26 protein-coding genes and 1 pseudogene are annotated in these 24,770 nt (G+C 62.0%); 17 read left to right on the top strand and 10 right to left on the bottom strand.

What is annotated here, in order from left to right; genetic code table 11:
- The first annotated feature begins 140 nt into the window (after nt 1-140).
- Nucleotides 141-1,031 (top strand): YicC/YloC family endoribonuclease, encoded by an 891-nt coding sequence (locus tag FJ938_RS19365; protein ID WP_140696354.1) that lies wholly within the window; start codon nt 141-143, stop codon nt 1,029-1,031.
- Between the two features lie 21 nt (nt 1,032-1,052).
- Complete coding sequence (gene gmk / locus FJ938_RS19360) at nt 1,053-1,709, top strand: guanylate kinase (RefSeq protein ID WP_140696411.1); 657 nt, start codon at nt 1,053-1,055, stop codon at nt 1,707-1,709.
- 38 nt (nt 1,710-1,747) lie between these two features.
- Here gmk and rsmA read toward each other — a convergent pair whose 3' ends face one another.
- From rsmA to lptF, 6 genes are all read right to left on the bottom strand, one after another.
- Nucleotides 1,748-2,587, bottom strand: coding sequence for a 16S rRNA (adenine(1518)-N(6)/adenine(1519)-N(6))-dimethyltransferase RsmA (gene rsmA, locus FJ938_RS19355; protein ID WP_140696351.1), 840 nt, complete (start codon nt 2,585-2,587; stop codon nt 1,748-1,750).
- A 25-nt stretch (nt 2,588-2,612) separates the two neighbouring features.
- Complete coding sequence (pdxA, locus tag FJ938_RS19350; protein ID WP_181169137.1) at nt 2,613-3,629, bottom strand: 4-hydroxythreonine-4-phosphate dehydrogenase PdxA; 1,017 nt, start codon at nt 3,627-3,629, stop codon at nt 2,613-2,615.
- A 13-nt stretch (nt 3,630-3,642) separates the two neighbouring features.
- Nucleotides 3,643-4,575 carry a peptidylprolyl isomerase gene (locus FJ938_RS19345; protein ID WP_181165656.1) on the bottom strand — a complete coding sequence of 311 codons (933 nt, stop codon included), beginning with the start codon at nt 4,573-4,575 and terminating at the stop codon, nt 3,643-3,645.
- Between the two features lie 88 nt (nt 4,576-4,663).
- On the bottom strand, nt 4,664-7,084 hold the full coding sequence (locus FJ938_RS19340; RefSeq protein WP_181165655.1) for an LPS-assembly protein LptD: 2,421 nt from the start codon (nt 7,082-7,084) through the stop codon (nt 4,664-4,666).
- A complete protein-coding gene (gene lptG, locus FJ938_RS19335; protein WP_181165658.1) occupies nt 7,084-8,169 on the bottom strand; it encodes an LPS export ABC transporter permease LptG in 1,086 nt (361 codons plus the stop codon). The genes FJ938_RS19340 and lptG overlap by 1 nt, the downstream gene beginning before the upstream one ends.
- Entirely contained in the window at nt 8,166-9,368 is a 1,203-nt protein-coding gene (gene lptF / locus FJ938_RS19330; RefSeq protein ID WP_140610827.1) for an LPS export ABC transporter permease LptF, read from the bottom strand. Before lptF ends, lptG begins: the two co-directional genes overlap by 4 nt.
- A 364-nt stretch (nt 9,369-9,732) precedes the next feature.
- On the opposite strand from lptF, the gene FJ938_RS19325 reads away from it, so the two are divergent.
- Nucleotides 9,733-11,244 (top strand): leucyl aminopeptidase, encoded by a 1,512-nt coding sequence (locus FJ938_RS19325; RefSeq protein WP_140696408.1) that lies wholly within the window; start codon nt 9,733-9,735, stop codon nt 11,242-11,244.
- A 9-nt stretch (nt 11,245-11,253) separates the two neighbouring features.
- Nucleotides 11,254-11,703: a DNA polymerase III subunit chi gene (locus FJ938_RS19320; RefSeq protein ID WP_140610826.1), complete on the top strand. Its 450-nt coding sequence runs from the start codon at nt 11,254-11,256 to the stop codon at nt 11,701-11,703.
- A gap of 61 nt (nt 11,704-11,764) precedes the next feature.
- On the opposite strand, the gene FJ938_RS19315 is transcribed toward FJ938_RS19320, so the two are convergent.
- A complete protein-coding gene (locus tag FJ938_RS19315) occupies nt 11,765-12,235 on the bottom strand; it encodes a carboxymuconolactone decarboxylase family protein (protein WP_140610825.1) in 471 nt (156 codons plus the stop codon).
- Between the two features lie 84 nt (nt 12,236-12,319).
- Here FJ938_RS19315 and FJ938_RS19310 point away from each other — a divergent pair, with 84 nt between their 5' ends.
- The 4 genes and pseudogenes from FJ938_RS19310 (at nt 12,320) to FJ938_RS19295 (ending at nt 14,678) form a co-directional block, all read left to right on the top strand.
- Complete coding sequence (locus FJ938_RS19310) at nt 12,320-12,997, top strand: TetR/AcrR family transcriptional regulator (RefSeq protein WP_140610824.1); 678 nt, start codon at nt 12,320-12,322, stop codon at nt 12,995-12,997.
- A gap of 20 nt (nt 12,998-13,017) precedes the next feature.
- Nucleotides 13,018-13,217 (top strand): annotated as a pseudogene (locus tag FJ938_RS30415) (hypothetical protein); the annotation flags it as partial.
- A complete protein-coding gene (locus FJ938_RS19300; protein WP_140610823.1) occupies nt 13,214-14,068 on the top strand; it encodes a 23S rRNA (adenine(2030)-N(6))-methyltransferase RlmJ in 855 nt (284 codons plus the stop codon). The pseudogene FJ938_RS30415 and the gene FJ938_RS19300, both read left to right, overlap by 4 nt.
- Before the next feature lie 154 nt (nt 14,069-14,222).
- A complete protein-coding gene (locus FJ938_RS19295; RefSeq protein ID WP_140610822.1) occupies nt 14,223-14,678 on the top strand; it encodes a hypothetical protein in 456 nt (151 codons plus the stop codon).
- Nucleotides 14,679-14,857: 179 nt separating this feature from the next.
- Here the strand turns inward: FJ938_RS19295 and FJ938_RS19290 are convergent, their stop codons facing one another.
- Nucleotides 14,858-15,169, bottom strand: coding sequence for a transcriptional regulator (locus tag FJ938_RS19290; RefSeq protein ID WP_140610821.1), 312 nt, complete (start codon nt 15,167-15,169; stop codon nt 14,858-14,860).
- Between the two features lie 635 nt (nt 15,170-15,804).
- Between FJ938_RS19290 and FJ938_RS19285 the strand changes: the two genes are divergently transcribed.
- Together FJ938_RS19285 and FJ938_RS19280 are read left to right on the top strand one after the other, a co-directional pair.
- Nucleotides 15,805-16,170 (top strand): hypothetical protein, encoded by a 366-nt coding sequence (locus tag FJ938_RS19285; protein WP_181165654.1) that lies wholly within the window; start codon nt 15,805-15,807, stop codon nt 16,168-16,170.
- A 424-nt stretch (nt 16,171-16,594) separates the two neighbouring features.
- Nucleotides 16,595-17,191 carry a glutathione S-transferase family protein gene (locus tag FJ938_RS19280; RefSeq protein WP_140610819.1) on the top strand — a complete coding sequence of 199 codons (597 nt, stop codon included), beginning with the start codon at nt 16,595-16,597 and terminating at the stop codon, nt 17,189-17,191.
- A 63-nt stretch (nt 17,192-17,254) separates the two neighbouring features.
- Here the strand turns inward: FJ938_RS19280 and FJ938_RS19275 are convergent, their stop codons facing one another.
- Entirely contained in the window at nt 17,255-17,914 is a 660-nt protein-coding gene (locus FJ938_RS19275; protein WP_140696345.1) for an outer membrane protein, read from the bottom strand.
- A gap of 413 nt (nt 17,915-18,327) precedes the next feature.
- Here FJ938_RS19275 and FJ938_RS19270 point away from each other — a divergent pair, with 413 nt between their 5' ends.
- The 6 genes from FJ938_RS19270 (at nt 18,328) to FJ938_RS19245 (ending at nt 23,570) form a co-directional block, all read left to right on the top strand.
- Complete coding sequence (locus FJ938_RS19270) at nt 18,328-19,089, top strand: SDR family oxidoreductase (protein ID WP_140696341.1); 762 nt, start codon at nt 18,328-18,330, stop codon at nt 19,087-19,089.
- The gene (gene uvrC / locus FJ938_RS19265; RefSeq protein ID WP_140696338.1) at nt 19,086-21,152 is read left to right on the top strand and encodes an excinuclease ABC subunit UvrC; all 2,067 of its coding nucleotides are present in this window, start codon (nt 19,086-19,088) and stop codon (nt 21,150-21,152) included. The genes FJ938_RS19270 and uvrC overlap by 4 nt, the downstream gene beginning before the upstream one ends.
- A gap of 204 nt (nt 21,153-21,356) precedes the next feature.
- Nucleotides 21,357-21,953 carry a CDP-diacylglycerol--glycerol-3-phosphate 3-phosphatidyltransferase gene (pgsA, locus tag FJ938_RS19260; RefSeq protein ID WP_027026303.1) on the top strand — a complete coding sequence of 199 codons (597 nt, stop codon included), beginning with the start codon at nt 21,357-21,359 and terminating at the stop codon, nt 21,951-21,953.
- Nucleotide 21,954: 1 nt separating this feature from the next.
- Nucleotides 21,955-22,212 carry a molybdopterin converting factor subunit 1 gene (gene moaD / locus FJ938_RS19255; RefSeq protein WP_140610815.1) on the top strand — a complete coding sequence of 86 codons (258 nt, stop codon included), beginning with the start codon at nt 21,955-21,957 and terminating at the stop codon, nt 22,210-22,212.
- Nucleotides 22,213-22,215: 3 nt separating this feature from the next.
- Nucleotides 22,216-22,692: a molybdenum cofactor biosynthesis protein MoaE gene (locus FJ938_RS19250; RefSeq protein WP_140610814.1), complete on the top strand. Its 477-nt coding sequence runs from the start codon at nt 22,216-22,218 to the stop codon at nt 22,690-22,692.
- A 113-nt stretch (nt 22,693-22,805) separates the two neighbouring features.
- On the top strand, nt 22,806-23,570 hold the full coding sequence (locus tag FJ938_RS19245; protein WP_140610813.1) for a YbaY family lipoprotein: 765 nt from the start codon (nt 22,806-22,808) through the stop codon (nt 23,568-23,570).
- Between the two features lie 124 nt (nt 23,571-23,694).
- Here FJ938_RS19245 and ndk read toward each other — a convergent pair whose 3' ends face one another.
- Nucleotides 23,695-24,117, bottom strand: a complete 423-nt coding sequence (gene ndk, locus FJ938_RS19240; protein ID WP_140696335.1) for a nucleoside-diphosphate kinase — start codon at nt 24,115-24,117, stop codon at nt 23,695-23,697.
- A gap of 358 nt (nt 24,118-24,475) precedes the next feature.
- Here ndk and FJ938_RS19235 point away from each other — a divergent pair, with 358 nt between their 5' ends.
- Nucleotides 24,476-24,736 (top strand): DUF2934 domain-containing protein, encoded by a 261-nt coding sequence (locus tag FJ938_RS19235; RefSeq protein WP_140610812.1) that lies wholly within the window; start codon nt 24,476-24,478, stop codon nt 24,734-24,736.
- Nucleotides 24,737-24,770: the final 34 nt, after the last annotated feature.

Here is a 24,770-nt window from a genome sequence, read left to right as displayed (position 1 = left end):
CCCCTAGGGCGACGGCCTGACATTTGAAAGAACGCCATGCGTCTGATTTCGACGCACCCGGGCGTGATCGTTTTTACGCAGCACTTGCCCCTGTCCGGAAAACCGGTTTCGGGGTGATGCGCCAAGGATATGCAGGCGACATGAATTTGCAGAGCATGACCGGATTTGCCCGCGCCGTCGCCGAGCATGACGGCACCTCCATCGCCTGGGAGGTCAAGTCCGTCAATGGCAAGAGCGTCGAGGTGCGGCTGCGGCTGCCGCAAGGTTTCGAACGACTGGAGCCGGCGGTCAGGCAAACGCTGCAGAAGCGTTTCGCCCGCGGCAATTTCCAGGCGACGCTGACCATCGGCCGCGCTGCCGGCGCGCAGGCACAACCCGTCGTCAACGAAGCGTTTCTGAAAGACCTTGCGGGTCTTGCCAAGCGATTGCAGGAGCAGTTCGGCGTTGCCCCCGCGACCGCCGACGGGTTGCTGTCGCTCCGTGGCGTGCTCGACATTCCTGAAACCGTCGAGACTGAAGAGGCGCGCACCGCGCTTGACACCGCCATCATGGCTGCGCTCGACGTGGCGCTGAAGGGCCTGGAACAGGCGCGGCACGGTGAGGGCGCTGCACTGGCTCTGCTGCTGTCCGGCCATATCGACGTCATCGAGGTATTGACGCTGCGCGCGGAAGCGGACTCGTCGCGCGATCCGGCGGCGATCCGAGAACGCATCGGCGAACAGGTCAGGCTGTTGATGGACGCGTCCGCCAATCTGGACGCCAGCCGGCTGCACATGGAGGCGGCGTTCCTCGCCACCAAGGCCGATATTCGCGAAGAGATCGACCGGTTGAAAACGCATGTCGCGTCTGGCCGGGCGCTGCTCACGGGAGGCGGCGCGGTCGGTCGCAAGCTCGATTTTCTGGCACAGGAATTTAACCGCGAATCGAATACGCTGTGCTCGAAGTCGAACGCCGCCGCCGTCACCGCGATCGGGCTGGAACTGAAGGCCGTGGTCGACCAGTTTCGTGAACAGGTCCAGAATCTGGAGTAGCCGATGGTTGCCAAGGAACCGATGGTTCCCAGGGATTTGGGGTCCCGCATTCGCCGCCGGGGGCTGATGCTCGTCCTGTCGTCGCCGTCAGGTGCCGGCAAGTCGACAATCGCGCGCAATCTTCTGGAAAGCGATTCCAGCCTCGAACTGTCGGTCTCGGTCACCACCAGGCCGCGCCGCGGCAGCGAGATCGAGGGCGTTCATTACCATTTCCGGACGATGCGCGAGTTCGAGCGGCTGCGCGATTCCGACGCGCTGCTCGAATGGGCCGAAGTGCACGGCAATTGCTATGCGACGCCGCGCGAGCCGGCCGAACTGGCGCTGGCGCAGGGACGCGACATGCTGTTCGACATCGACTGGCAAGGCGCCCAGCAACTCAAGGAAAAGATGCGCGCCGATATCGTCTCGATCTTCATCCTGCCGCCATCGATGAAGGAGTTGAAGTCGCGGCTGAAACGCCGCGCCGAGGACCAGGAAGCGGTGATCGAGACGCGGCTGAAGAACGCCCGTACCGAGATCGAGCACTGGAAGGAATATGATTTCGTCATCGTCAATGACGATCTCGACCGTGCCTTCGCCGAAGTGCGCGGCATCGTTGTCGCCGAGCGGCTGCGGCGGGACCGCCGGCCCGGTCTGTTCGATTTCGTCTCCGGCCTGCTGGACGAGAAGACGGCGTGAACGCCTCCTCCTTCTCCCCGTAGACGGGCAGAGGGAAGCTACGCAGCATTGGTCAGCCGCACGAATTCCTCCACACTGAGTGTTTCGGCGCGTCGGGTCGGATCGATGCTGGCGCGTTCCAGCAAGGCCTCGCCGCCGAGGCTTTTCACGCTCTGCCGCAGCATCTTGCGGCGTTGGCCGAAGGCGGCTTCGGTGACGCGGCCGAGTTTTTTCACATCGGCGGGCAGCGGTGTGGCGCGTGGCTCCAGATGCACCACCGAGGAGGTGACCTTGGGCGGCGGCGTGAATGCCTGGGGCGGCACATCGAAAGCGATCCTGGCCTGCGTGCGCCAGCCCGCCAGCACGCCAAGCCTGCCATAGGCATCGCTGCCAGGCGCGGCGACGATGCGCTGGGCCACCTCGCGCTGGAACATCAGCGTCATCGAGGCGTAGAAGGGCGGCCAGTCCGGGACCGTCAACCATCGGATCAGCAGTTCCGTGCCGATATTGTAGGGCAGGTTGGCCACGATCCGCACCGGGCCGCCATGTCCGTCGGTCGCGGAAGCAAGCGCGGCGAAGTCAGTCTTCAACGCGTCGCCGGAGATCACCTCCAGCCGGCCGGAATAATGGGCGGAGACTTCCGCAAGGGCGGCCAGGCAGCGTTCGTCGCGCTCGATGGCGACGACCCTGCGGGCGCCGTTGGAAAGCAGCGCTCTTGTCAGTCCTCCAGGTCCCGGCCCAACTTCGATCACCGTGGCATTTGTCAGATCGCCGGCGCTGCGCGCGATCTTGCCGGTCAAGTTGAGGTCGAGCAGGAAGTTCTGGCCGAGCGCCTTTTTTGCCTGCAGCCCGTGGCGCTCGATGACGTCGCGCAGGGGCGGCAGCCCGTCGATGCTCATGCCCGAAGATCCGAAGCTGGAGCGCTCATACGGCCGCAGCCTCTTTGTCGGTGTCGGCGAGCCTTCTGGCAAGCTTCAGCGCCGCAATCAGGCTGTCGGGCCGTGCAATGCCCTTGCCGGCGATGTCGAAGGCGGTGCCGTGGTCGGGCGATGTGCGGATGAAAGGCAGGCCGAGCGTCACGTTGACCGCCTCGTCGAAGGCCAGCGCCTTGGCGGGGATCAATGCCTGATCGTGATACATGCACAGCGCCGCGTCGTAACCTGCTCGCGCCCGGATATGGAACAGCGTGTCCGCCGGCAGGGGGCCGAAAGCATCGATGCCTTCGGCGCGCAGGATATCGACCGCCGGGCGCACGATACGCTCATCCTCCAACCCCATGGAGCCGCCTTCACCCGCATGCGGGTTGAGGCCGGCAATGGCGAGCCTCGGCTTGGCGATGCCGAAGCGGCTGGCGAGGTCAGCGGCGGTGATGCGCGCGGTCGCGACGATCAACTCGCTGGTCAAAACCTTCGGCACCTCGGCCAGAGCGATGTGTATGGTGACAGGAACCGTGCGCAGGTCGGGGCCGGCCAGCATCATCACCGGCATCACCTCGACGCCGCTGTGCCCGACCGCCAGATAGGCCAGATATTCGGTGTGGCCGGGGAAGCGGAACCCGGCATCGTAGAGCGGCTTCTTGGCGATAGGGCAGGTGACCACAGCCGCGGCCTCGCCGGCAAGGCAGGCAGCGACAGCGCGGTCGATAGCCTCGATGGTGCCGGCTGCGTTGGCGGGATCCGGCAGGCCGGGGCTGTCGATAAAGTGGGCCGCCAGTGGAACGATCGGCAAGGCATGGGCGAAGATCTGCGCCGCTTGCGCGGGAGTTGTCTCGACGATCGGCACCGACACGCCGAGGTGACTTGCCCGCGAGGCGATCAGCGCCGGATCGGCCAGCAGATAAAAGGCCGGCAAGGCAACAGCCTCGCGCGCCAGGAAGGCCGCGACGGCGATTTCAGGGCCGATGCCGGATGGATCGCCGACGCTCAACGCCAGCGCGGTCATCGCGCTGCTCACGTCAGCGCTTGACGATGCGGGCTTTCGCCTTCAGCTCGTCGACATACTTCTTGCTGAGATCCTCGGCGGCCTTGTCGTTGGACCCTTCGCTCTGGAACACCATCTGGGCAGCCTTGTCGTCGGACACTTCGCGCGAGGAGCAAATGCCAATGAACTCGACGCCGCGTTCGGTCTCTCGCGTGGTGGTGGCGCCGCCGACCTTCGTCGCCTTGATCTGCTCGGCCCAGTCGGCCGGCAGTTGCGGTGCCAGCACCCGGCCCAGATCGCGGACGGTGACGTCGATCAGGCCCTTGGCAAACTCGCGCGTCGTGTTGCAGCCATTGAAGCGGGCACGCATGGCGTCGGCCTCGCGCTTGCGCTTGGCCAACGTCGCGCTGCGTTCGGCGGGCGGTACGACGAAGATGACCTGCTGCAGCATGTACTCGGTGGCGCTTGGTTTGGCTCCGCCCTTGTCGAGCATGCGCCTGACCGCATCTTGCTCGGTCACGCTGCCGCCTTCGCCGGAACGGTAACGCGCGCTCAAGGCCTGGCTCCAAGCCATCTGGGCGCGGATGAATTCCTTGAAATGGTCCTTGCCGACACCGGACTTTTCCATGACACCGTCAAGCTGGCTGATCTGCATCTTGTTGTTGGTGGCGAAGCGCTGATAGGCAGCCTGCACCTGGGCATCGCTGATGCGGATACCAAGCCGCCTGGCCTCGGCCAAGCGCAGCGTCTGGTCGATCATTTCCTGGGCGGCGTCGCCCTTCTTGTGCTGCAGCTTCAGGAACGCGGCACGATGCGCGATATCGCCGCTGGTGACTGGTATGTCGTTGACGACGTATTTGATCTCGCTGGCGAAAGCCGGCGGCGTCATGACGGTCATTGACACGGATGTCGCCGCCACAAGCAGCGCGAACCCTGCTGAAAAGAGGTATTTCCTCATCGTTAGCATCCCAATTCTATCCCGGTCCCGCCCAATTTCGTCCTCTTCCGGGTGCGCGAATCCGTGCCAGCCCTATGCGGCAAAACGATGTCGCCGACTACTGGATGGTGTTGACTGCGTTGGTCGACGAGCCGAAATCGCCGAGGGTGCGGAACGACAGATTGAAGCCGATGCTCTGCGTCACCTCCCTGGTGTTGAGGTCGCGCGACTGCGAGTACGTCATCAGGTAGGTGAAGCAGGAATCGTTGTAGGCGAAACCGACCCCGTCCTTGACCAGCAGGCCTTCCTGCAGGTCGTAGGTTCCCGTGCCGAACACACGCCAGTTCTGGGCGAGATGTGTCGACGCTCCGAGTGTGACCTCGTGACGGTCGGTGGTGAAGCCATAGAGCGGCTGGGCCTGGATGAAGGCATATTTGGCGCTCAATGACACCGGCAGGCCCGAATAGGCAGCCTTGAACTCGGCGCGGCGAATCTCGAAGGACTGTTCGTCGAAGCGGCCGCTGACCGAGGCCGCGAAGCCGTTCGGGCTGTTGATGCCAAAGAGGCCGACATAGTCGGACGTGGTGTTCTGAAGGCCTGAATAGGCGCCGACATTGACCAGATCAGGCGCTGCGAAGGAATTCTCGCCGCCAAGCTGATAGGATTGGCCGAAAATCGCGTTGGTGCCCCAGCCATTGATATAGGAGCCGGAATAGCGCAGGCCGACATTGGCGCGCGAACCGCCTTCCACACGGTCGTAACCAGAGAACTTGTCGCGTTCGAACAGGGTGGTCGCGTCGAACACCATGCTCTGGGCGTCTTCGTTCGGGACGGAGAGGCCGCCGACATATTGTTCGTTCGGCCGCATGAAGACCTGCGCCATCGGCTCGAAGACATGGCTGGATCCGCTGGCCATGGAAAACAGCACCGGCCAGCGCATTTCGAGGCCGGCGGTTGCCATAAAGCGGGCAAAGGACGAGCGCATATCGTCCTGCTCGCCCAAATTCGTCGCCATGTGATTGATCGCGTCGAGCGAACCCGATGAGGCGTTGAGATAATCGACGTCGCCCTGCAGCGCCAGCAACGGCGTCAGCACCAGTCCCCCGTCAGTGACGAATGACCGCTTCCACTCGGTCTCGGCGGTCAGACGGCCGGATTCGCCTTCGATGCCGCGCACACGCTGTACAGGCGTAGCGGAGTTGTATGGTACATTGAATGCCTCATCGAGATCGTCGCGACGGATAATCCGCGTATTGACATTGAGCGACAACTGGCCACCCGCGACCGAAACATCGGGAATGTAGGCATAGTCGAGCGACGGCAGCACCCAAGGCTGCTGGCCGCTGCGCGCAGCGGGATTGCTGTTTAGAGTATTTTCCTGGACGTCGAAATGCATGGCGCGCACGTCGAAATAGTTGCGGCCATTGAGGCCCGTCAGGTAAACCGACGACTGGTGAACGGCGGCGTTGTATTTGCCGATATTGTAGGTGCTGGCGAAGTTCTTGTCGGTCTGCAGCAGCACATCCCAGCCGAAATCCCAGCGCTCGTTGATCGCGAATTGCCCCTGCGTGCCCATCATGCCGCGAAACTTGTTCGGATCGCCAGCTGCACCCGAACTGACATTGCGGCCGGCGCTGTCGATGAAGGCGTCGGGATTCCGCTGCTGAATGCCGGCGATCTTCAAACTGTATTCGCCATTGTTGAAGCGCTGCCGCCACTCGGCCTCTCCAAGGAAGCCCTGCTTGGTGTAGCCGCTTCCCGTCACCGTCAGGTCATAAGTCGGCGAAAGGGCGAAATAATAGGGGATCTTGACGCTATACCCCAGGTGGCTGTTGTAGTTGACGCTCGGGATCAGGAAGCCGCTCTTGCGCTTCACCGTCGGGTCGGCGATCTCGAACGCCGGCAGGTAGGCGAGCGGAAAGCCGAAGAATTCGAAATTCGCGTTCTCGAAGCGAACCGTCTTCTTCTCGCCGTTCCAGATGATCTTCCTGGCCTTCACGCGCCAGGTCGGCGCCTTGTCGGGCTTGTCCTCGCACGGTTCGCAGGCGGTGTAGACGCCATTGTGGAAGGTGGTCAGCACGCCACCCATGCGCTCGGCGCTCTCGGCGGCGAAATAGGCCTTGTCGACGGTTTCAACGCGAAGCGCGTTGACGAAACCGTCGGCGAAATCGTCAGTAATGTCGATATGCTGTGAATTGATCTTGGTGCCGTCGCTGTTGACGATTTCAACATTACCGCTGGCAACCATCCGCTTGGTGTTGCGGTTGTAGACCACCTTCTGGGCGACGAGGCGGTTGCCGCCATAGTCGATCTGCACGCCGCCGATAGCGGTCACGGTCTGGTTGTCGTTGTTGTACTCCAGCGTGTCGGCCGCCAGCAGCATCTGCGAGCCGGACGGAACCTTGGTCGCCATGTTGCCGACATCTTGCGCGAACGAAGGCAACGGCACGCCGCAGGCAAGCAGGCACGCCAAGGCGCTCGCCGCATAGAGGCGCGCCAAATTGGCCTGCCTGTTGCTGGGCAAAAACGCCTCCCTCACTAGCCGTCTTCCTTGTATAGCAGGAAAGTCACCCCGAAGAACATAGCTACTACAACCGGCACCCAGGCGGCTATCGCAGTCGGCACGAACCCCGCCACGCCGAATGCCTTCACCAGCACCGAAACGACATAAAGCAGAAACCCGGCAACGACGCCACCCAGAATCATCGTCGCCGATTGCCCCATCCTCGCAAATCTCATTGAAACTGTTGCCGCAATCAGCGTCATGGCGACGAGGAGGAACGGCAACGCCACCAGCGAATCAAACTGCATGGCAAAGGCATTTGCCTTGAGGCCGAAGGAACGGGCAACCTCGATTTTTCCGGGTAGGTCGTAGAAGGGAATGGTTTCCGGGCGCGCCAGCCGTTCCTGTACGAATTCTGGTTTCAGATTGGTCGGCACACGATCGCTCGCCGTGGGCTGGATGGTGCCGTTCCTGAAGGTCTTCACATCCTGCAAATCCCAATAGCCGTCGCGCAGGTAAGCACGCGCGGCGTCCTTGCGCTCGACGATATTGCCTTGCGGGTCGAGGATGAAAAAGACGGCGTCGGCCATCTCCAGGCCTTGGTTGAGGATGGCCCGCGCGCCGATGATGGTGTCACCGGAACTGGTTTTCTGGCGGATCCAGGGGGCGGCATCGGCCGAAACCGTATTTGATTTGCCGGAGCGCAGCTGGGTCTCGATCTGCTCGGACCAGGAGAAGGCATGCGCGGCCAGCGGGTTGATGAGCCCCACCGACACGAAGCCGAACAGTAAAGCCCCGATGCAGCATGGCAAAAGAAACTGCCAGGCGGAAACGCCGGCGGACCGCGCGATGACCAGCTCGTAGCGCCGGTTGAGCGAAACCAGCGTCGCCATGGCCGAGAACAGGCCGACAAACGGTACCGTCTGCAGCATGATCATCGGCATCCGAAGGCCCGAAATGGCCATCGCCGTCCCATAGGTGAAGCCGGGCAGACCGGTGGTGCGACCGGACAGCTCGGTGAAGTCAATCAGGAACACCAGCGCCAGCAGGCCGATGAAGAACCAGATCGTGATCGCCACGTAGCGGAAGAAGAAATAACGGCCAAGCGTCCAGCCCATCAGCCGACCCCTTGACCTGAAGTGTCGCGCCTGGACCAACGCAATTTGAGGGCGTTCCAGCCATCACCGAGACGGCTGGCCAGGTTCGTCATCCAATCGGCCCAGGCCACCGGCAGTTCCATGGTCCGGTTGGACACGATGAACCAGATCGCCACGGCGGAAGCCACGATGGGCACGCCATAGACCATATAGGCATATTGCGGAATCTCGTCGGCCTTGCTGGCGGCAAAGAAGCCAAGCCAGCGTACGAACAGGGATATCGCGATGGCCGTGATCAACGGATTGACGCGCGCCTCGCGATGCGAGCGCGCGTCCCCCGCGACCGCGAGCGCGATCAGGGCAAAGACCATCGAATAGGTCCATTCCGAAAACCGCTGGTTGATTTCGGCACGGTATTCGTTGGGGATTTGTTGAAAATTCTTGTCGTTTGGGCTTGGATTGAGCAGGTACTGGGTGGTCTGGTCCTTCGGCAGGAGCGTCACCTGGCCGGCCGCCGACATGAAGGCCGACATGTCGAAGGCATAGGAGGTGAATCGGATAACCGACAGGTCGCCGGTTAGCGTTTTGCGGTGGATGACGCCGTCATTCATCATCAGCACCTTTTCGCCGCCGCGTTCGACGATGCTGCCGGTCTTGGCGTAATAGACGAGATTGACACCTTCCTCACGCGAATCGGCGACGAAGATTCCGCCCAGGCGATTGTTGGGAAGCCGCTCGCCGATCTGCAGGAACAGCCCGTCCTCGATCTTTCGGAATGTGCCTTCCTGTATGATCAGCGACAACAGGTCCGCGCGCGACTCCGCCACCAGGGCGCGATTTTTCTGCCGCGCATAGGGGTCTATGCCATTGTCGACCGCAAAGGAAAAAACGCTGGCCGCAAGGGCGAGAAGCATGATTGGCCGCACGATCGTCCAGCGTGAGGCGCCCGCGGCGTTGACGACGGCGAGCTCGGAATCCGAATTCATGACGCTGAGTGTCTGGGCGACCGCCACCACCAGCGCGAAAGGCACGACGATCGGGATGATCGAGGGAAGGATGAGGGCCGCGACCTCGAAGAAGGTCAGTGACGACTGGCCGCTGTCGGTGACCAGATCGATTTTGGCCAGCACCTGCGTCGTCCACACGATGGCCAGCGTCCAGACCAGCGCCGCCAGGAAGACCACGAAAGCGCGGCGCATGATGTAGCGTTCAATGACCTTCATGAAGGCTTTACTCGATTTTCTCGAACGGCATCATGCCACCACGCTAAGGGTAGCTGTCCGGCGACGCCCGCACAACTGGCTCCATTGGGCCACATCAGGCAGGCGATCCGGTTCCCGACCCACGTCGCGGGCCGCAGTGGACCGGAGTGTCGGCGGCAATGGATAAGAAAGGGCGAACATCGATGGTTAACAACAAGTTGCGGCTAAAAGCGGCGCCGTGCCGCGACGAATCGCCATCGATTCCGTGTGTCATATGGGTAGCCATTTTGGCAAAGTCTTGCCAAATGCCGGAAAACGACCAAATGTCGCGGATCGCTTCAAACCGCTTCGCGCAATTTCACGCAATCCCCGAAAGCAGGACATGATGAACCAGAGACCGTCGATCGCCTTTGCAAAATTCGCCGCGCCTCAGGCGTCGGCGAACAGGAAGGGCACGGTCTTCGTGCTGTCGGCGGATGACGGTGGCCTGAGTGATGCGGCCAAGGCTTACGATCCCGGCAAGACGCTGGAACGCGCTTTCCCGGTCGCCGAGTTTACCGGGAAGTTCGCCGGCGTCGTCGAAATGCTGGCGCCGGAAGGAACATCGCTCGACAGGCTAGTCGCGATCGGCGCCGGCAAGACGTCGGGGCTCGACGAATATGCATGGTTGAAGCTCGGCGGCACCATTGCGGCGTCGCTGCGCAAGGCAACCGATGTGGCGGTGGTGCTGGACCTCGTCGGGGCCTCGCCCAATGGCAAGGACGCCGCCGCCCTCGGGGCGGGTATTCTCCTGCGCAGCTATTCCTTCGACAAGTACAAGACCAGAAAGGACAAGGACGACGCAAAGTCCGATCCGAAGAAGCCGATCAAGGTCACAATCCACACCGCCGACCCGGCGGGCGCCAGGAAGGCATTCACGGATGCCGAGGCCGTGATGGATGGCGTGCTTCTGGCGCGCGACCTTGTCAACGAACCGGCCAACGTGCTGGGGCCCGTCGAGTTCGCCGCCCGCGCCAAGGAACTCGAGGCGATCGGCGTCAAGGTCGAGATCCTGACCGAGAAGGAGATGAAGAAGCTCGGCATGGGCTCGCTGCTCGGTGTCGCGCAGGGCTCCCCCCGCGGCGCCCGAATGGCCGTCATGCAGTGGAACGGCGGCAAACCCAAGGACAACCCCGTCGCCTTCGTCGGCAAGGGCGTCACCTTCGACACCGGCGGCAATTCGATGAAACCGGCGTCGGGCATGGAGGACATGAAGGGCGACATGGGTGGTGCCGCGGCCGTAACAGGGCTGATGCATGCCTTGGCCGCGCGCAAGGCAAAGGCCAATGTCGTCGGCATTATCGGGCTGGTGGAAAATGCCGTCGACGGCCACGCGCAGCGTCCTGGCGACATCGTCACCTCGATGTCGGGACAGACCATCGAGGTGCTCAACACCGACGCCGAAGGGCGCCTCGTGCTGGCCGATGCGCTCTGGTACTGCAACGACCGCTTCCAGCCGAAGTTCATGGTCAATCTGGCGACGCTGACCGGTGCCATCATGGTCGCGCTCGGTCAGAATTATGCCGGCCTGTTCTCCAACAATGACGAACTGTCGGAGAGGCTGGTGGCAGCGGGACAGTCGACGCAGGAGCGCCTGTGGCGCATGCCGCTCGGCGCCGAATACGACAAGCTGATCGATTCCAAGAACGCCGACATGAAGAATATCGGCGGCCGCTACGGCGGTGCCATCATCGCCGCGCAGTTCCTGCAGCGCTTCGTCAAGGACACGGCCTGGGCGCATCTCGACATCGCCGGCACGGCGATGGGCTCGCCATCAAACGAGATCAACCAGTCCTGGGGGTCAGGCTTCGGCGTGCGGCTGCTCGATCGGCTGGTGCGTGACCATTACGAGAGCTGACCTCGATCCATGGCCGAGGTGCTGTTCTATCATCTGACCGAATCGACACTGGAGGATGCGCTGCCTGGTCTGCTGGAGCGCAGCATCGATCGTGGCTGGCGCGCCGTGGTGCAGACCGGCACCGAGGAACGGCGCGACGCGCTAGACCAGCATCTGTGGACATTTCGCGATGATTCCTTCCTCGCCCATGCCAGCGACCGCGAAGTCTATCCCGCTGAGCAGCCGATCCTGTTGACCACCGGCGAAGCCAACCCGAACGCGGCGCAGATACGTTTCTTGGTCGACGGGGCCACGCCGCCGGATCTCGGCGGCTACGAGCGCGCCGTGTTCCTGTTCGACGGCCATGATGCCGCCCAGGTCGAGGCGGCCCGGGGGCACTGGAAGGCGATGAAGGACGCCGGCCATGCCGTGACCTACTGGCAGCAGACGCCCGATCGCCGCTGGGAGCGCAAGGCCTAGGCAGGTCACGTGATGATGCAGAGGCCCGCCGATGGCCGGCCTCTGCATGTCGCCGGTGGACTTACTGCCCAGCCATTTCCTTCTTGAATGTGTCGAAATCGATCTGCATGCCATTGAAGATGGTGCTCCAGTGGCGGGTCAGCGCCGCCATCGCCACGGCTTCCTGGATTTCCTCATCGGTGGCGCCGGCGCGCTTGGCATCCTGCGTGTCCGACCAGATGCAATAGTTACACGGAATTTGCGCCGCCACCGCCAGCGAAATCAGCGACTTGACCTTTGGCGGCAGTGCCGTCTTGTCGCTAAGTTCGATGGCCTTGACCTCGGCCCAGGCACCGGGCAGACCGGCTTTGGGAAACTGTTTCACAAAGCTTGGCACACCGCCCATGGTCGACTGGATGTCCTTGATGGTTGCATCATATTCATCGGCATGGGCCGGCGCTGCTCCGAGCGACAGGACGCAGGCTGCGGTGGTGAAAAGGAACGCACGGCGGATGGAAGATTGCACGGATTCGGCGATGCGACGGTTCGACATGGTTTTCTCCTCTGGTCTTTTCTAGCCTTACGATGTAAGGTGCGCGGAAGATGAACCTTACAGTGTAAGCTGTCAAGCGACGCCATGGACTCAGAGATCAAAAAAAAGCGAACCCGCGGTCGGCTGTCCCGCGAGATGATCGAGGACGCCGCCTTCGAGGTGATCGAGCGGGAGGGTTTCGCCGGCTTTTCGACGCGCAAACTGGCGGCGGTGCTCGGCTGCGAGGCGATGAGCATCTACCACCACTTTCCGTCCATGACGCATCTGTTCGAGGCGATGGTCGACAGGCTGGTCGGCCCGCTGGAGATGCCGGATCCCGGCTTGCCATGGCGTCAACGGATGCGCATGGCCATATTGGATTATCGCCGGATCGGTCGCGAGCATCCGGCCTTCGCGACGTATTTCCTGACCTACCGCATGAATTCGCCCATTTGCCTTGCCTATCTGGACGGCATCATCGGGCTGTTCAAGGACGGCGGCTTCGACCAGGAGGCGACTGCGAGGCTGTTCCGCGCGGTTGGCTATTATCTGACCGGCGCGGTGCTCGACGAAACAGCCGGGTACGCCAAGGGCCCATCGGCCGCCACCCCCGTCAGCAACGAGGAGCTTGGGCGTAATTTTCCCAATGTCGCCGCTGCCGGCCGTTACTTTGGCAAGGCGGAGTTCGACAAGACGTTCGAGCTTGGGCTCGATATGCTGCTGGATGAAATGGAACGCTTGCGCGACGGCGCCAAGGCAAGCCGGTTGTCCGGCGAGATCTGACCAAGTGACTGTCTGAATGCGATGCCGACGATATACCGATGCGGGCGGTCGATCTTGTCTTGCGCTCCGGGGCGGGCGAAGCCGAAGCCGCGCGCGGCCGATCGGCTTATCCCTGATGGCGGTTGGCTTGATCGGTTTCCTGTCCTTGCATTTCGGTGGCGGCCGGCCGAAAAGTCCAAACTCGCAACCGCCGCCGCGCCGGGGCAGGGGAGCTTCATGAACTACCGCCACGCCTATCACGCCGGCAATTTCGCTGACGTCGTCAAGCATGTCGTGCTGACGCGTCTGCTCGAATATCTGAAGCAGAAGGACAAGGCGTTTCGCGTCATCGACACCCATGCCGGCATCGGCCGCTACGACCTGTCATCACCCGAAGCGCAAAAGACAGGCGAGTGGCAGGGCGGCATCGGCCGGCTGATCGACGCCTCGTTCGATGCCAAGGTGGCGGCGCTGTTGGCGCCTTATCTCGGCACGGTGCGGTCGCTCAATCCCGAGGGCGGTGTGAAGAAGTATCCGGGTTCGCCGCTGCTCGCACGCAATCTCCTGCGCAAGCAGGATCGATTGTCGGCGATCGAGCTGCACCCGAAAGACGCGGTGAAGCTGAAGGCGGAATTCGCCGACGATTTCCAGACCCGGGTGATGGAACTCGATGGCTGGCTGACGCTGGGCGCGCATCTGCCGCCAAAGGAGAAACGCGGGCTGGTGCTCGTCGATCCGCCCTTCGAAGAAGAGGGCGAGTTCGGCCGCCTCGTCGACGGGCTGGTCAAGGCGCACAGGCGCTGGCCTGGCGGCATCTATGCGCTGTGGTATCCGATCAAGGACCGCAAGGCGATCATCGCCTTCAGGAAAGCGCTGAAGCAATCCGGCATCCCGAAAATCCTCGACATAGAATTCGAGATCAGGCCGGCTTCGTCGGAACCCAGCCTCGACGGCAGCGGCATGGTAGTGGTCAATCCGCCCTTCACGCTGGAAGGCGAATTGCGAACCGTGCTGCCGGCATTGCACAGATTGCTCGCCGTGGAAAAGCCGGCGCACTGGTCGCTGGAATGGCTGGTCGGCGAGCAGGCTTGATTTGGAACGGCCGTTTTGCGGTGCGTTGTCCTGGTGAACTTCGCTATTGTTGGCAATTGCAAGCGCCGATTTCTGGAAACCATTGTTTCGGCAACCGCTTGACCGCCGCCAAGCGAATCCGCACAGTGCGCGCAATCGACCTTGAGAGGCTGCCATGACTCGCTTCGCCAAATCCGCACTTGCTGCCCTGATTTCGCTCTGCACCCCCTTTACCGCGCCTCTCGGCGTAACGCAGGCCGTTCACGCCGCCGATGTCATAGGCATCTATTCCGAGGACGACGGCAGCATCTGTGGTGAGTCATGGGTGCTGAACAAGATCACCCATCGCTTCGCCTACCAGGTGCATCACGTGCCGCATCTGCCCGACGTCGCGATCACCGATTTTCACAACATTCACCAGCACCGATATCAGCTGGCGAGCGAGCAATGGCCGATCGGCCGTCACTATTGCCGGGCAACCGTCAGTCTGTCGGACGGCCGTGACCGGTCGATCTTCTATCTGATCGAGGAAGGCCAGGGCTTTGCCTCGATCGGCGACAACGTCGAATTCTGCGTCTCGGGCTTTGACCGCTGGATGGTCTACAACGGCCGCTGCCGCGTTCTGCGCTGAACGCGTCTCTTCCTCGGATGATTTTCGCGCCTGCGACCTGAAGGGGTCGCAGGCGTTTTTGCGTCCTGCGTTGACCGAAGGTGCGATCGCACGCGCCGGGTCAATCGCTCGGCAGGTCACGATCGGCGCCGGCGTTGCCGTGGTCGTTGCACGATGGGAGCGTCCGCTCGGCCGTAGAGCTATTTCCTGCGTTGCGTCGCCTGGGCCTGGTCGATGATCTTGCGAAGAAAGGCCATGTGACCGCGAAAGGCCCGCCGCCCAATCGTCGTTGCCTTGACTCGGGTCTGCGGCCGCCGCCCGACGAAGAGCTTTTCAATCTCGACATAGCCTGCCCTCGCCAGCGTATCGAGGTGCGCGCCGAGATTCCCGTCGGTGGTTTCGATCATCGCCTTCAGCCGCGTGAATTCCAGCGCCTCGCGCCTTTCGAGCCTATTCAGAACAGTCATGATCCTGAGCCGTGTACTCTGGTGGATGATGTCGTCGGCGCTCATCTATGGGCTCCAATACAGCAAGGCTTTGAGCTTTCCCACGTGGCTCGGCGATCTCGGGCAGCAGCGGTTGTGGGACCGACATCGAAGCTCTTAGTTTTCGACAGAATACTCCATTGTACAGAGTTATCTGTCAATTTTCCAACCGGCAATGAAACGGCGCTTGACAAGGTGATCTCCAGATCGGTCGTCGCATTGCGTTCGTGAGCTGCATCGATCGTCCAGCTGTAAAAGAAGATCGCCTCGATAAGGCTGCAGCTCATGATGTTCGTGATCGAAGATCAATGCGCGAAACTATTCGCTATCTTCGAAGGTTCACGGCGGGCTTGGTCCCGCAGCGCATCGAGAATGCCGGTGTCAAATCGCGGGCGATATCCAAAGATGACGCCGCGTTTTTGCGATGATGAGTGCGATCGTGTGCCGATCGCAACCAAAATTTAAGCTGAGAGAATCATATCATTGCTTCGCTGGCTAGCGAGCCGCGAGTCAGATATGCATTGCGCGCCGGGGTCATTCACGGCCATCGGCATAACGTGAAGGGGCATGACATGGCTAAGCAGTCATCTAAAGCGCCGGCATCCAAGACACCGGCAAAGAAAGCACCCGCAAAAGCAGTCGCGGCGAAGGCCGCAACGGCAGTGAAGAAAGCAGCGCCCGCCGCCAAGCCGAAGGCAGCCGCGGCCAAGGCTCCGGCGAAGAAACCCGCAGCCGCGGCGAAGGCTGCTGTGAAGCCGGCGGCGAAGAAAGCAGCGCCTGCGAAGGCAGCGGTAAAGCCGGCGGCAAAAGCAGCCCCAGCGAAGAAACCGGCAGCAGCGAAGGCGGCGGCAAAGCCCGCAGCCAAGAAGGCGGCACCCGCCAAGGCAGCGGCAAAGCCGGTCGCGAAGGCCGCGGCAAAGCCGGCTGCGAAAGCCGCCGCCGCCGCGACCAAGCCAGCGGTGAAGAAAGCGGCCGCGCCGAAGGCCAAGGCAGCGCCTGCGAAGGCGAAAGCTCCGGCCAGGAAGTAGACCGAGCCGTTGGGGCGTCGCGTGTCCTTCGGACACGGCAAGGACGCTCTGACGCTCTGGATCGAAGTATATTCGGCAGTTGGTTCAGCCCTTGGGCTGAACGTCGGAAGGGACCGAGGGCAAGCAAAGCGAGGCGCCGTTTGGCTGCCCCGCTCGCCCGATCCAATTGTGTGGTTGCAGCGGTCGCCGGAGGTTCCCCCCGGGGGGCAATGCCTGGATCCGTGAAGCGTGAAATGCAGGTTCAAAATCCTGTCAGCCTGTTCGTCGTCACTTGCTCGCGTCTCCAGCGTACCGGTCTGTAAGCTTGTCGTGATGTCTGGTCGGAAGCCGCAATCGGTTTCTGGTAGCTGTTTTTTGCGCTCTGCCGGTTGATCACGAGTGCCCGTCCAGTCAACACTGGACGCCTGCAAACAGGAAACCGATCATGCCGAAGCTGCTCTACGCCTCCTCCTCTCCCTACAGCTCCAAGGTAAGGATGGCCGCGGCCTATGCCGGAATCGCCATCGAGCACGTGCCGGTCAAGACCGAGGACAGGCCAGCCGAATTAATCGGTGCCAATCCACTCGGCAAGATCCCGGTGCTGGTGCTCGACGACGGCCGTTCGGTTCATGACAGTCGTGCCATCACCCAGCACCTCAACCGGATTTCGAAGAACGCGCTGTTTCCGCGCAATCCCGACAAGCGGCTGGAAGCGGAAGTGCTGGAGGCGCTGGCCGACGGCATCTGCGATTGCGCGCTGTCGATGGTCTATGAGCGCCGCACCCGGCCTGAAGAAATGGTCTATCAGCCCTGGCTCGACCGCCAATGGGCGAAGATCAGCACCGCACTCGACCTGCTCAACGCCAATCCGCCTAAACTGCCGAAGAAGATCACCGCCGGCCAGATCGCGTTGCGCGCCTGCCTTGGCTACCTCGCGCTGCGCTTTGCCGGCAAATGGGAAAAGGGCCGTGGCCGGCTGACGCGTTGGGCGGCGCGTTTCGACGAGAAATTTCCGGAACTGAAGCCCCTCATTCCGGCGTGAGGCTGCCGCCATAAAAAAAGCCGGGCGCGAGGCCCGGCTTTTTCGTGTCGTGGCTTGGACGACTTAGAACTTCATACCGACGCCAAAGGTGACGCGGTTGTCGGTCGCCTTGACCTTGCCGATACCACCACCGAAGTCCTTGCTGCCGAAATCGGTGTAGCGATACTCGACGCGGCCGAACACATTGTCGGTCAGCTTGATATCGGTGCCGAGACCCGCGGTCCAGCCGATCATGGTGGCGGTGTCGCTGGCGGGAATGACGGAGTCCTCTACCTTCAGGCTTCTGCCGGCAAGACCGCCGGTGCCGTAGAGCAGGATTTCCGGGGTCACCGCGTAGCCGAGACGGGCACGCAGCGAGCCTTCGAAGCCGCCCTTTGAGTGGATGCCGTTGTCGTCGCCCTTGACGCCGTCGTAGCCGAGCTCGGCTTCACCGCCGTAGACGAAGTTCTCCTGCTGCCACTGATAGCCGCCGAAGACGCTGCCGACGAAACCCTTGGTATCGGTCGAAACGCCGAAGTCCTTCTCCTTGGTACGGCCGCTGAAGCCATAGCCAACATTGATACCGGCATAGGGGCCGGCCCACGAAGCGACAGGAAGTTCGGCAACCGGAGCGGGTGCCGGCGGCTCTTCCCGGACGACGTCCGCGGCATAGGCGGTACCACCGAGGGCAAAGAGCCCGAGCGCAACAGCCAGCGGCCGTGCGAATTTAAGATTGGCTTGCATTCTTCTTTACTCCTTAAGCCACAGGACACAGGCTTGTTTCTCACGATCGCCATCGACCCGCCCGGGGGGTGAAACGGATCTGGCGTTCGTCGGTTCCAAATGTCGTGTCAAAATGCGGCTGAACCGAACCTGAACTTGGGTCATTACCCGGCACGAATGAGGCAGAAACTTGACGTTGCATCTTCGCAACAGCGAAATGTCAGCAATCGGAGGGCGTTACGCTGGACACGGCTTGGTACAAGGAGTCCGGCGTCCTATATTGGGCGGTGGCTGGCTTTCGTCGAGAAGCGAGTCGAGAGCCCGTCCAGCCGTTTCGCCACAATGCTGCCCCAGGTGCGAACGCCGTTTAACAGATGACAGGCCATATTTTGCCGGCACCGTCTTTTCGTGCCGAAACCGAGGATTGACACACGATGAGCAATGCCACCGCGGCACTGGTGACCGGCGGGGCGAAACGGATCGGCAAGGCGATCGTTGAAGATCTCGCTGGCCATGGCTTTGCGGTCGCCATCCATTCCAATCGCTCGCATGATGAGGCGGATGCATTGGCGGCGCGGATCAACAAGGCAGGCGGCAGGGCCGTGGCGGTCGGCGCCGATCTAACCGACATGGCCGATGTGGCCGGCCTGATCGGCCAGGCTCAGGCAGCGCTCGGGCCGATCTCGCTTCTGGTCAACAATGCTTCCCTCTTCGTCGATGATTCGGTCGAAGATTTTGAATGGCAGTCCTGGGACCGCCATTTCGCCATCCATGTCAAAGCGCCGGCGCTGTTGGCGCAGAGCTTCGTCCGGTCCTTGCCGGATGGACAGGAAGGGCTGATCGTCAACATCATCGACCAGCGCGTCTGGCGGCCGACACCGCGCTATTTCTCTTATGCGCTTTCGAAATCGGCGCTGTGGACGCAAACCGAGATGTTGGCCCAGGCGCTCGGTCCGCGAATCCGTGTTAATGCGATCGGTCCAGGCCCGACGCTTAAGAATCAGCGTCAGAATGATTCTGATTTTGACGCACAGGTCGCTGGTCTGATTCTGAAGCGCGGCCCGGAATTGCCGGAATTCGGCGCCACCATTCGCTATCTCTGGGAGGCGCGCTCAGTTACCGGCCAGATGATCGCGCTCGATGGCGGCCAGCATCTTGCATGGCAGACGCCCGATGTGACAGGCATGACGGAATGAATCCCTTGGATACCAAGAACAAGGCGCGCGCTGGCGCCGATGACCTTCCTCCCGAAATCGACATCGAGGATGAGGCACTCGAGGAGATCGTCGAACCGGCGGGCCCCGATGTTGCCTTCACCGCCATCGACTGGACACCGCATGCCGGCGATACCGAGGGCCAGGTCGGCGCCGAGGTCATCCAGACCCTGGTCAAGCGGCTGCCCAATGCGCCCGGTGTCTATCGCATGATGAATGCCACCGGCGACGTTCTCTATGTCGGCAAGGCGCGCAGCCTGAAGAAACGCGTCACCAACTACGCGCAAGGGCGCTTCCACACCGCCCGGATCGGCCGAATGGTGCGTGAGACCGCGACGATGGAGTTCGTCGTCACCCGCACCGAGATCGAAGCGCTGCTGCTTGAAGCCAATCTTATCAAGCGGTTGCGGCCGCGATTCAATGTGCTGATGCGGGACGACAAGTCGTTCCCCTATATTCTTCTGACCGGTGATCATGTGTCGCCCGGAATCTACAAACATCGCGGGGCGCGATCGCGAAAAGGCGACTATTTCGGTCCGTTTGCTTCGGCCGGTGCCGTCGGCCGCACCATCAATTCGCTGCAGCGCGCCTTCCTGCTGCGCAGCTGCACCAACTCGTTCTACGAGAACCGCACGCGACCTTGCCTGCTCTACCAGATCAAGCGTTGCGCCGGCCCCTGCACGGGCGAAATCTCGCATGAGGGCTATGCTGAGCTCGTCGCCGAAGCGAAGGACTTTCTCTCGGGCCGCAGCCAGAAGGTGAAGACCGAGATTTCGGCCGCCATGCAGCAGGCGTCGCAAGACCTCGATTTCGAGCGCGCCGCAATCTATCGCGACCGGCTGGCCGCACTGTCACATGTGCAGAGCCATCAGGGCATCAACCCGGCGACCGTCGATGAGGCCGATGTCTTCGCCATCCATCAGGAAGGGGGGCAGACCTGTATCCAGGTGTTCTTCTTCCGCACCGGACAGAACTGGGGCAACCGCGCCTATTTCCCCAAGGCCGATCCCGCGCTGGAGGGATCAGAAGTGCTGGGCTCCTTCCTGGCGCAATTTTATGACGACAAGCCGACGCCGCGCGCCATTCTGCTGTCGCACGGTGTCGAGGACCAGGAACTGCTGGCCGAGGCGCTTTCCACCCGTGCCGGCCGCAAGGTGGCCATCTCGGTGCCGCAGCGCGGCGAGAAAAAGGACCTGACCGAAAACGCCTTGCAGAATGCGCGTGAGGCGCTTGGCAGGCGGCTGGCCGAAACCTCGACGCAAGGCCGGCTGCTTGCCGGTTTCGCCGAGACGTTCGGCCTGGCCAAGCCGCCCGTGCGCATCGAAGTCTATGACAATTCGCACATCATGGGCACCAACGCCGTTGGCGCCATGGTCGTCGCCGGGCCGGAAGGTTTTGTGAAAAACCAGTACCGGAAATTCAACATCCGCTCGACCGAGATCACGCCCGGCGACGATTTCGGCATGATGCGCGAGGTGATGGAGCGGCGCTTTTCGCGGCTGCTCAAGGAACATGGTGATGCCGTGGCCGACAACGCTGCCGCCGACGAAGCGGGCGACGACATCGAGGAGGATATCTCCGGCAGCTTCCCGGCCTGGCCCGACGTCATCCTGATCGACGGCGGTCAGGGCCAGATGACGGCGGTGCGCAAGATCCTCTCGGATCTCGGCATAGAAGACCGCGTCATGGCCATCGGCATCGCCAAGGGACAGGACCGCGACGCCGGCCGCGAGCGCTTCTTCGTCAAGGGCAGGGATTCGTTCTCGCTGCCGGTTCGCGACCCCGTGCTCTATTTCGTCCAGCGGCTGCGCGACGAGGTTCACCGTTTCGCCATCGGCTCGCACCGGGCCCGCCGCAAAAAGGAAATGGTCAAGAGTCCGCTCGACGAGATCTCCGGTATCGGCCCCGGCCGCAAGCGCGCCCTCCTGCTGCATTTCGGCACCGCAAAGGCGGTCAGCCGCGCCGCGATCGAGGATCTGAGGAAGGTCGACGGCATTTCCGAGCAGGTGGCGAGGCTGGTCTATAATCACTTCCATGAGAGCTGATGCATGTCACCCGAATGTGCATGGTTGTTTTGGCACAGCGACATGTATGAAGGGGAAGAACGCACGTCTTTCCGAAATGGAGTGCGGTTTTAGGACAGCGTGTGAGGTTTCCCGTTATTTTCGGCTGGCCAATCGATTTTGGCCTGTTGACCCCCCACATTCGCATCTGATTTGAGTACGCAGGCAGAAAGAGTCCTTGAAGACATGGCCCAGCGCGCATTCAACCTGCCTAACATACTCACCTACGCCCGCATTATCGCGGTGCCGTTGGTCGTGCTGTGTTTTTTCCTCGAAGGTCATCTGAAATCCAGCGACTTCGCCCGCTGGTCGGCACTGATCATTTTCCTGCTGGCATCAGTCACCGATTATTTCGACGGCTATTTTGCGCGCGCCTGGCAGCAGACCTCCAACATCGGCAAGATGCTCGATCCGATCGCCGACAAGCTGCTGGTCGCCACGTGCCTTTTGCTGCTGGCGGCGGATACCGATCGTCATGCCGGCATCGCCGGCTGGTCGTTGTGGGCGGCAATCATCATCCTGTGCCGCGAGATCCTGGTTTCCGGTCTGCGTGAATATCTGGCGGCGCTCAAGGTCTCGGTGCCGGTGACGCAGCTTGCCAAATGGAAGACCACCATCCAGATGGTCGCGATCGCCTTCCTGCTGGCCGGCCCGGCCGGCGACAAGATCTTCCCGCTGACCACACAGACCGGCCTTGTGCTGCTGTGGATCGCGGCACTGGTTACGCTCTACACCGGCTACGACTATTTCCGCGCCGGCCTCAAGCACATCATGGACGAGTGAGATGACGACCCGCCTCATCTATTTCGCCTGGGTTCGCGAGCGGATCGGCACATCGGAGGAAGATGTCGAATTGCCCGTCGGCATTGAGACGGTCGCCGACCTCCTGCGCTGGCTGCAATCGCGCGGCGAGGGCTATGAGCATGCGCTGCAATATCCCGACGTGATCCGTGTTGCTATCAACCAGGAACATGTCGACCACCACGAGAAGATATCCGGCGCGCGCGAGATCGCCCTGTTTCCGCCAATGACGGGAGGCTGACTCATGTCGGCCGTTCTGGCGCCGACCGTGCGCATCCAGCGCCAGGATTTCGACGTCGCCGCCGAGATCGCCGGGCTCACGCAAGGCCGCGCCGACATTGGTGCCGTGGTCACCTTTTCCGGCCTCTGCCGGGACGAGCAGGGCGCGCTAGCGGCGCTTGAACTGGAGCACTATCCCGGCATGGCGGAGGCCGAGATCGGCCGCATCGCCACCGAGGCGGTTCAGCGCTGGCCGCTGCAAGGCCTCACGGTCATCCACCGCCATGGCAAGATCGCGCCGGGTGAGAATATCGTGCTGGTGGTTGCCGCCTCGGCGCACCGCCAGGCCGCATTCGAAGCGGCGAACTTCCTGATGGACTATCTGAAATCGCGTGCTCCCTTCTGGAAGAAGGAGCATCGTGTTGACGGTTCGGAGGGTGGCTGGGTCGAGGCCAAGCAAACCGACGTCAAGGCCGCGCAGCGCTGGAAATCACCAGAATAAAATCCCGCCGCAGCCATGCATTGACCGCAATCCTTTGGCCAATTCAACGACCGTTGGTCGGCCCGGGCATCGGCAGCCCGGAGCATTGGCAGCCCGTGGCAAGGGAGATGGTCATGCTGGACAGGCTCGCGGAGTTCTTCGTCTTCGGCTTTGTGCCGCTGGTCGTCGGCATCCTGGCGGTGCCTGAACTCTCCTTGGTCGCCGAAAAGGCGGTGCGGGGCGAGGTGATCTATCGCGAGCGCATCGCCTTGCCGCCCAGTGCCGTGCTCTCCGTCCAGCTTGCCGATGTCTCGCTGGCCGACGCGCCGGCTAGGATCATCGGCGAACAGAAGATCAAACCTGCCGGTCAGGTGCCGATCAGCTTCGAGATCAAATTCGACCCTTCTACCATCCGGCCACAGATGACCTACGCCCTGCGGGCCCGCATCACCGTCGACGGCAGGCTGATGTTCATTTCCGATCTGCGCCACCAGCTCGATCCGCTGACCGACGTGCCCCAGACCATCGTGCTCAAGACGGTCGCGCCGAGTGGCGAGCCGGCGGCTTCCGTCTTTGATCAGCTTTGGGTGGTCGACTATGTCGACGGCGTCGGCGCCATCACCGCGCCGCAGGTGACGTTCAAGGTCAGCGAGGCCGGCAAGGCCGGCGGCAGCGGCCCATGCAACAGCTATTTCGCCACAGCGAAGGTCGATGGCCAGGCAATCGCGATCAGCGGCATCGGGTCGACCTACAAGGCCTGCGCGCCCGAGGTGATGGCCGAGGAAAAGGCGTTGTTCGATGCGTTGGCCAAGGCGGCGTCATACAAGGTCGATGCCGGAAAGCTCGCCATCGCCGACAAGGACGGACGCGAAATCCTGCGCTTCAGCGCTGCAAGCTGAGTTCTCACTTTGCCGGTACGAACTCATGAAAGATGCGCCGGGGAGCTTCAGACGATATCCCTATACGAAAAAAGGCCAGCATTTCGCCGGCCTTTCAGCATGATTTGCGATATGGGCTATCGGCTCAGCCGACGATTTCGGTGTCCGAGAACCAGTACTTGATCTCCTGCGCGGCGGTTTCCGGCGCGTCGGAGCCGTGCACCGAATTCTCGCCGATCGACAGCGCATGCACCTTGCGGATGGTGTCTTCGGCAGCGTTGGCCGGGTTGGTGGCGCCCATCACTTCACGATTCTTGGCAATGGCATTCTCGCCTTCCAGCACCTGGACGATCGTCGGTGCCGACGACATGAACTCGACCAGTTCGCCGAAGAACAGGCGGTCCTTGTGGACGGCATAAAAACCCTCAGCCTCACGGCGGCTCATCCACACCCGGCGCGAAGCGATGACGCGCAGGCCGGCGTCCTCGAGCATCTTGGTGATGGCGCCGGTGAGGTTGCGCCGCGTTGCGTCCGGCTTGATCATCGAGAAGGTGCGTTCGAGCGCCATGGGTCGTCCTTGTCTGGAGAATGGAATGGAGAGTGGCGGGCTCTATACAAGCCGCCCGGCCCATTGCCAAGGGGTGAGGCCAAAGGATGAGGAATGGTCTACGAAACGGACGGGAAGGCGATTGCCTGGCTTTCCGAATGACGAATGGTGATTGAAAGGTCCGGTGGACCTTTCAAAGGACTTTGAACGCCCGAGGGGCAGGGAGCGACAGCGCAGGGCACGCCGTGCGGCGGGTTGAAGTTCAGATCGATGCCGACGAGCTGCAAGGCAAGTTGAGACCAAATGGCTGCAATATCAGGCTTTGCTTGCTATAGTCGCGTCTCGGCGCCGCGCTGAAGTCGGCCCGAATGGAGACAGTATGACTATGGCAGACGATCGTCAGGAGCGCATTCGCAACCGAGCCCATAAGATCTGGCAGGAAGAGGGGCAACCGGCCGGCCAGCACGAACGCCACTGGCATCAGGCGACAGCCGACATCGACCGGGAAGATGCTACGGGAACGTCGTCGGCAGCCAAAAAGCCCGCCAAAAAGGCAACGGGCGCTGTCAAGGCAAAAGCCGCGCCCAAGGAGGCGAAGGCCGCCAAGAAGACCAGCAAGCCAAAAAAGGCAGCCAAGTAGGCCTGGCCGTCTCCGCTGCCGGCTCTTTGACGGC

The organism is Mesorhizobium sp. B2-4-14 (assembly GCF_006442155.1).
Classification (GTDB): Bacteria; Pseudomonadota; Alphaproteobacteria; order Rhizobiales; family Rhizobiaceae; genus Mesorhizobium.
The sequence above is the reverse complement of the archived record's forward strand: the minus strand, read 5'-3'. Positions and strand labels throughout refer to the sequence as shown.

Excerpts from the sequence above, each read along its gene's own strand:
- FJ938_RS19315 (WP_140610825.1), bottom strand. The coding sequence starts at position 12,235 with ATGTCGAACCGTCGCATCGCCGAATCCGTGCAATCTTCCATCCGCCGT.
- FJ938_RS19250 (WP_140610814.1), top strand. The coding sequence starts at position 22,216 with ATGTCGGCCGTTCTGGCGCCGACCGTGCGCATCCAGCGCCAGGATTTC.
- FJ938_RS19320 (WP_140610826.1), top strand. The coding sequence starts at position 11,254 with ATGGCCGAGGTGCTGTTCTATCATCTGACCGAATCGACACTGGAGGAT.
- moaD (WP_140610815.1), top strand. The coding sequence starts at position 21,955 with ATGACGACCCGCCTCATCTATTTCGCCTGGGTTCGCGAGCGGATCGGC.
- FJ938_RS19365 (WP_140696354.1), top strand. The coding sequence starts at position 141 with ATGAATTTGCAGAGCATGACCGGATTTGCCCGCGCCGTCGCCGAGCAT.
- FJ938_RS19300 (WP_140610823.1), top strand. The coding sequence starts at position 13,214 with ATGAACTACCGCCACGCCTATCACGCCGGCAATTTCGCTGACGTCGTC.
- pgsA (WP_027026303.1), top strand. The coding sequence starts at position 21,357 with ATGGCCCAGCGCGCATTCAACCTGCCTAACATACTCACCTACGCCCGC.
- FJ938_RS19325 (WP_140696408.1), top strand. The coding sequence starts at position 9,733 with ATGAACCAGAGACCGTCGATCGCCTTTGCAAAATTCGCCGCGCCTCAG.
- FJ938_RS19245 (WP_140610813.1), top strand. The coding sequence starts at position 22,806 with ATGCTGGACAGGCTCGCGGAGTTCTTCGTCTTCGGCTTTGTGCCGCTG.
- FJ938_RS19310 (WP_140610824.1), top strand. The coding sequence starts at position 12,320 with ATGGACTCAGAGATCAAAAAAAAGCGAACCCGCGGTCGGCTGTCCCGC.
- FJ938_RS19270 (WP_140696341.1), top strand. The coding sequence starts at position 18,328 with ATGAGCAATGCCACCGCGGCACTGGTGACCGGCGGGGCGAAACGGATC.
- FJ938_RS19290 (WP_140610821.1), bottom strand. The coding sequence starts at position 15,169 with ATGAGCGCCGACGACATCATCCACCAGAGTACACGGCTCAGGATCATG.
- uvrC (WP_140696338.1), top strand. The coding sequence starts at position 19,086 with ATGAATCCCTTGGATACCAAGAACAAGGCGCGCGCTGGCGCCGATGAC.
- FJ938_RS19295 (WP_140610822.1), top strand. The coding sequence starts at position 14,223 with ATGACTCGCTTCGCCAAATCCGCACTTGCTGCCCTGATTTCGCTCTGC.
- ndk (WP_140696335.1), bottom strand. The coding sequence starts at position 24,117 with ATGGCGCTCGAACGCACCTTCTCGATGATCAAGCCGGACGCAACGCGG.
- FJ938_RS19345 (WP_181165656.1), bottom strand. The coding sequence starts at position 4,575 with ATGCTAACGATGAGGAAATACCTCTTTTCAGCAGGGTTCGCGCTGCTT.
- FJ938_RS19235 (WP_140610812.1), top strand. The coding sequence starts at position 24,476 with ATGACTATGGCAGACGATCGTCAGGAGCGCATTCGCAACCGAGCCCAT.
- gmk (WP_140696411.1), top strand. The coding sequence starts at position 1,053 with ATGGTTCCCAGGGATTTGGGGTCCCGCATTCGCCGCCGGGGGCTGATG.
- FJ938_RS19275 (WP_140696345.1), bottom strand. The coding sequence starts at position 17,914 with ATGCAAGCCAATCTTAAATTCGCACGGCCGCTGGCTGTTGCGCTCGGG.
- FJ938_RS19280 (WP_140610819.1), top strand. The coding sequence starts at position 16,595 with ATGCCGAAGCTGCTCTACGCCTCCTCCTCTCCCTACAGCTCCAAGGTA.
- rsmA (WP_140696351.1), bottom strand. The coding sequence starts at position 2,587 with ATGAGCATCGACGGGCTGCCGCCCCTGCGCGACGTCATCGAGCGCCAC.
- lptF (WP_140610827.1), bottom strand. The coding sequence starts at position 9,368 with ATGAAGGTCATTGAACGCTACATCATGCGCCGCGCTTTCGTGGTCTTC.
- pdxA (WP_181169137.1), bottom strand. The coding sequence starts at position 3,629 with ATGACCGCGCTGGCGTTGAGCGTCGGCGATCCATCCGGCATCGGCCCT.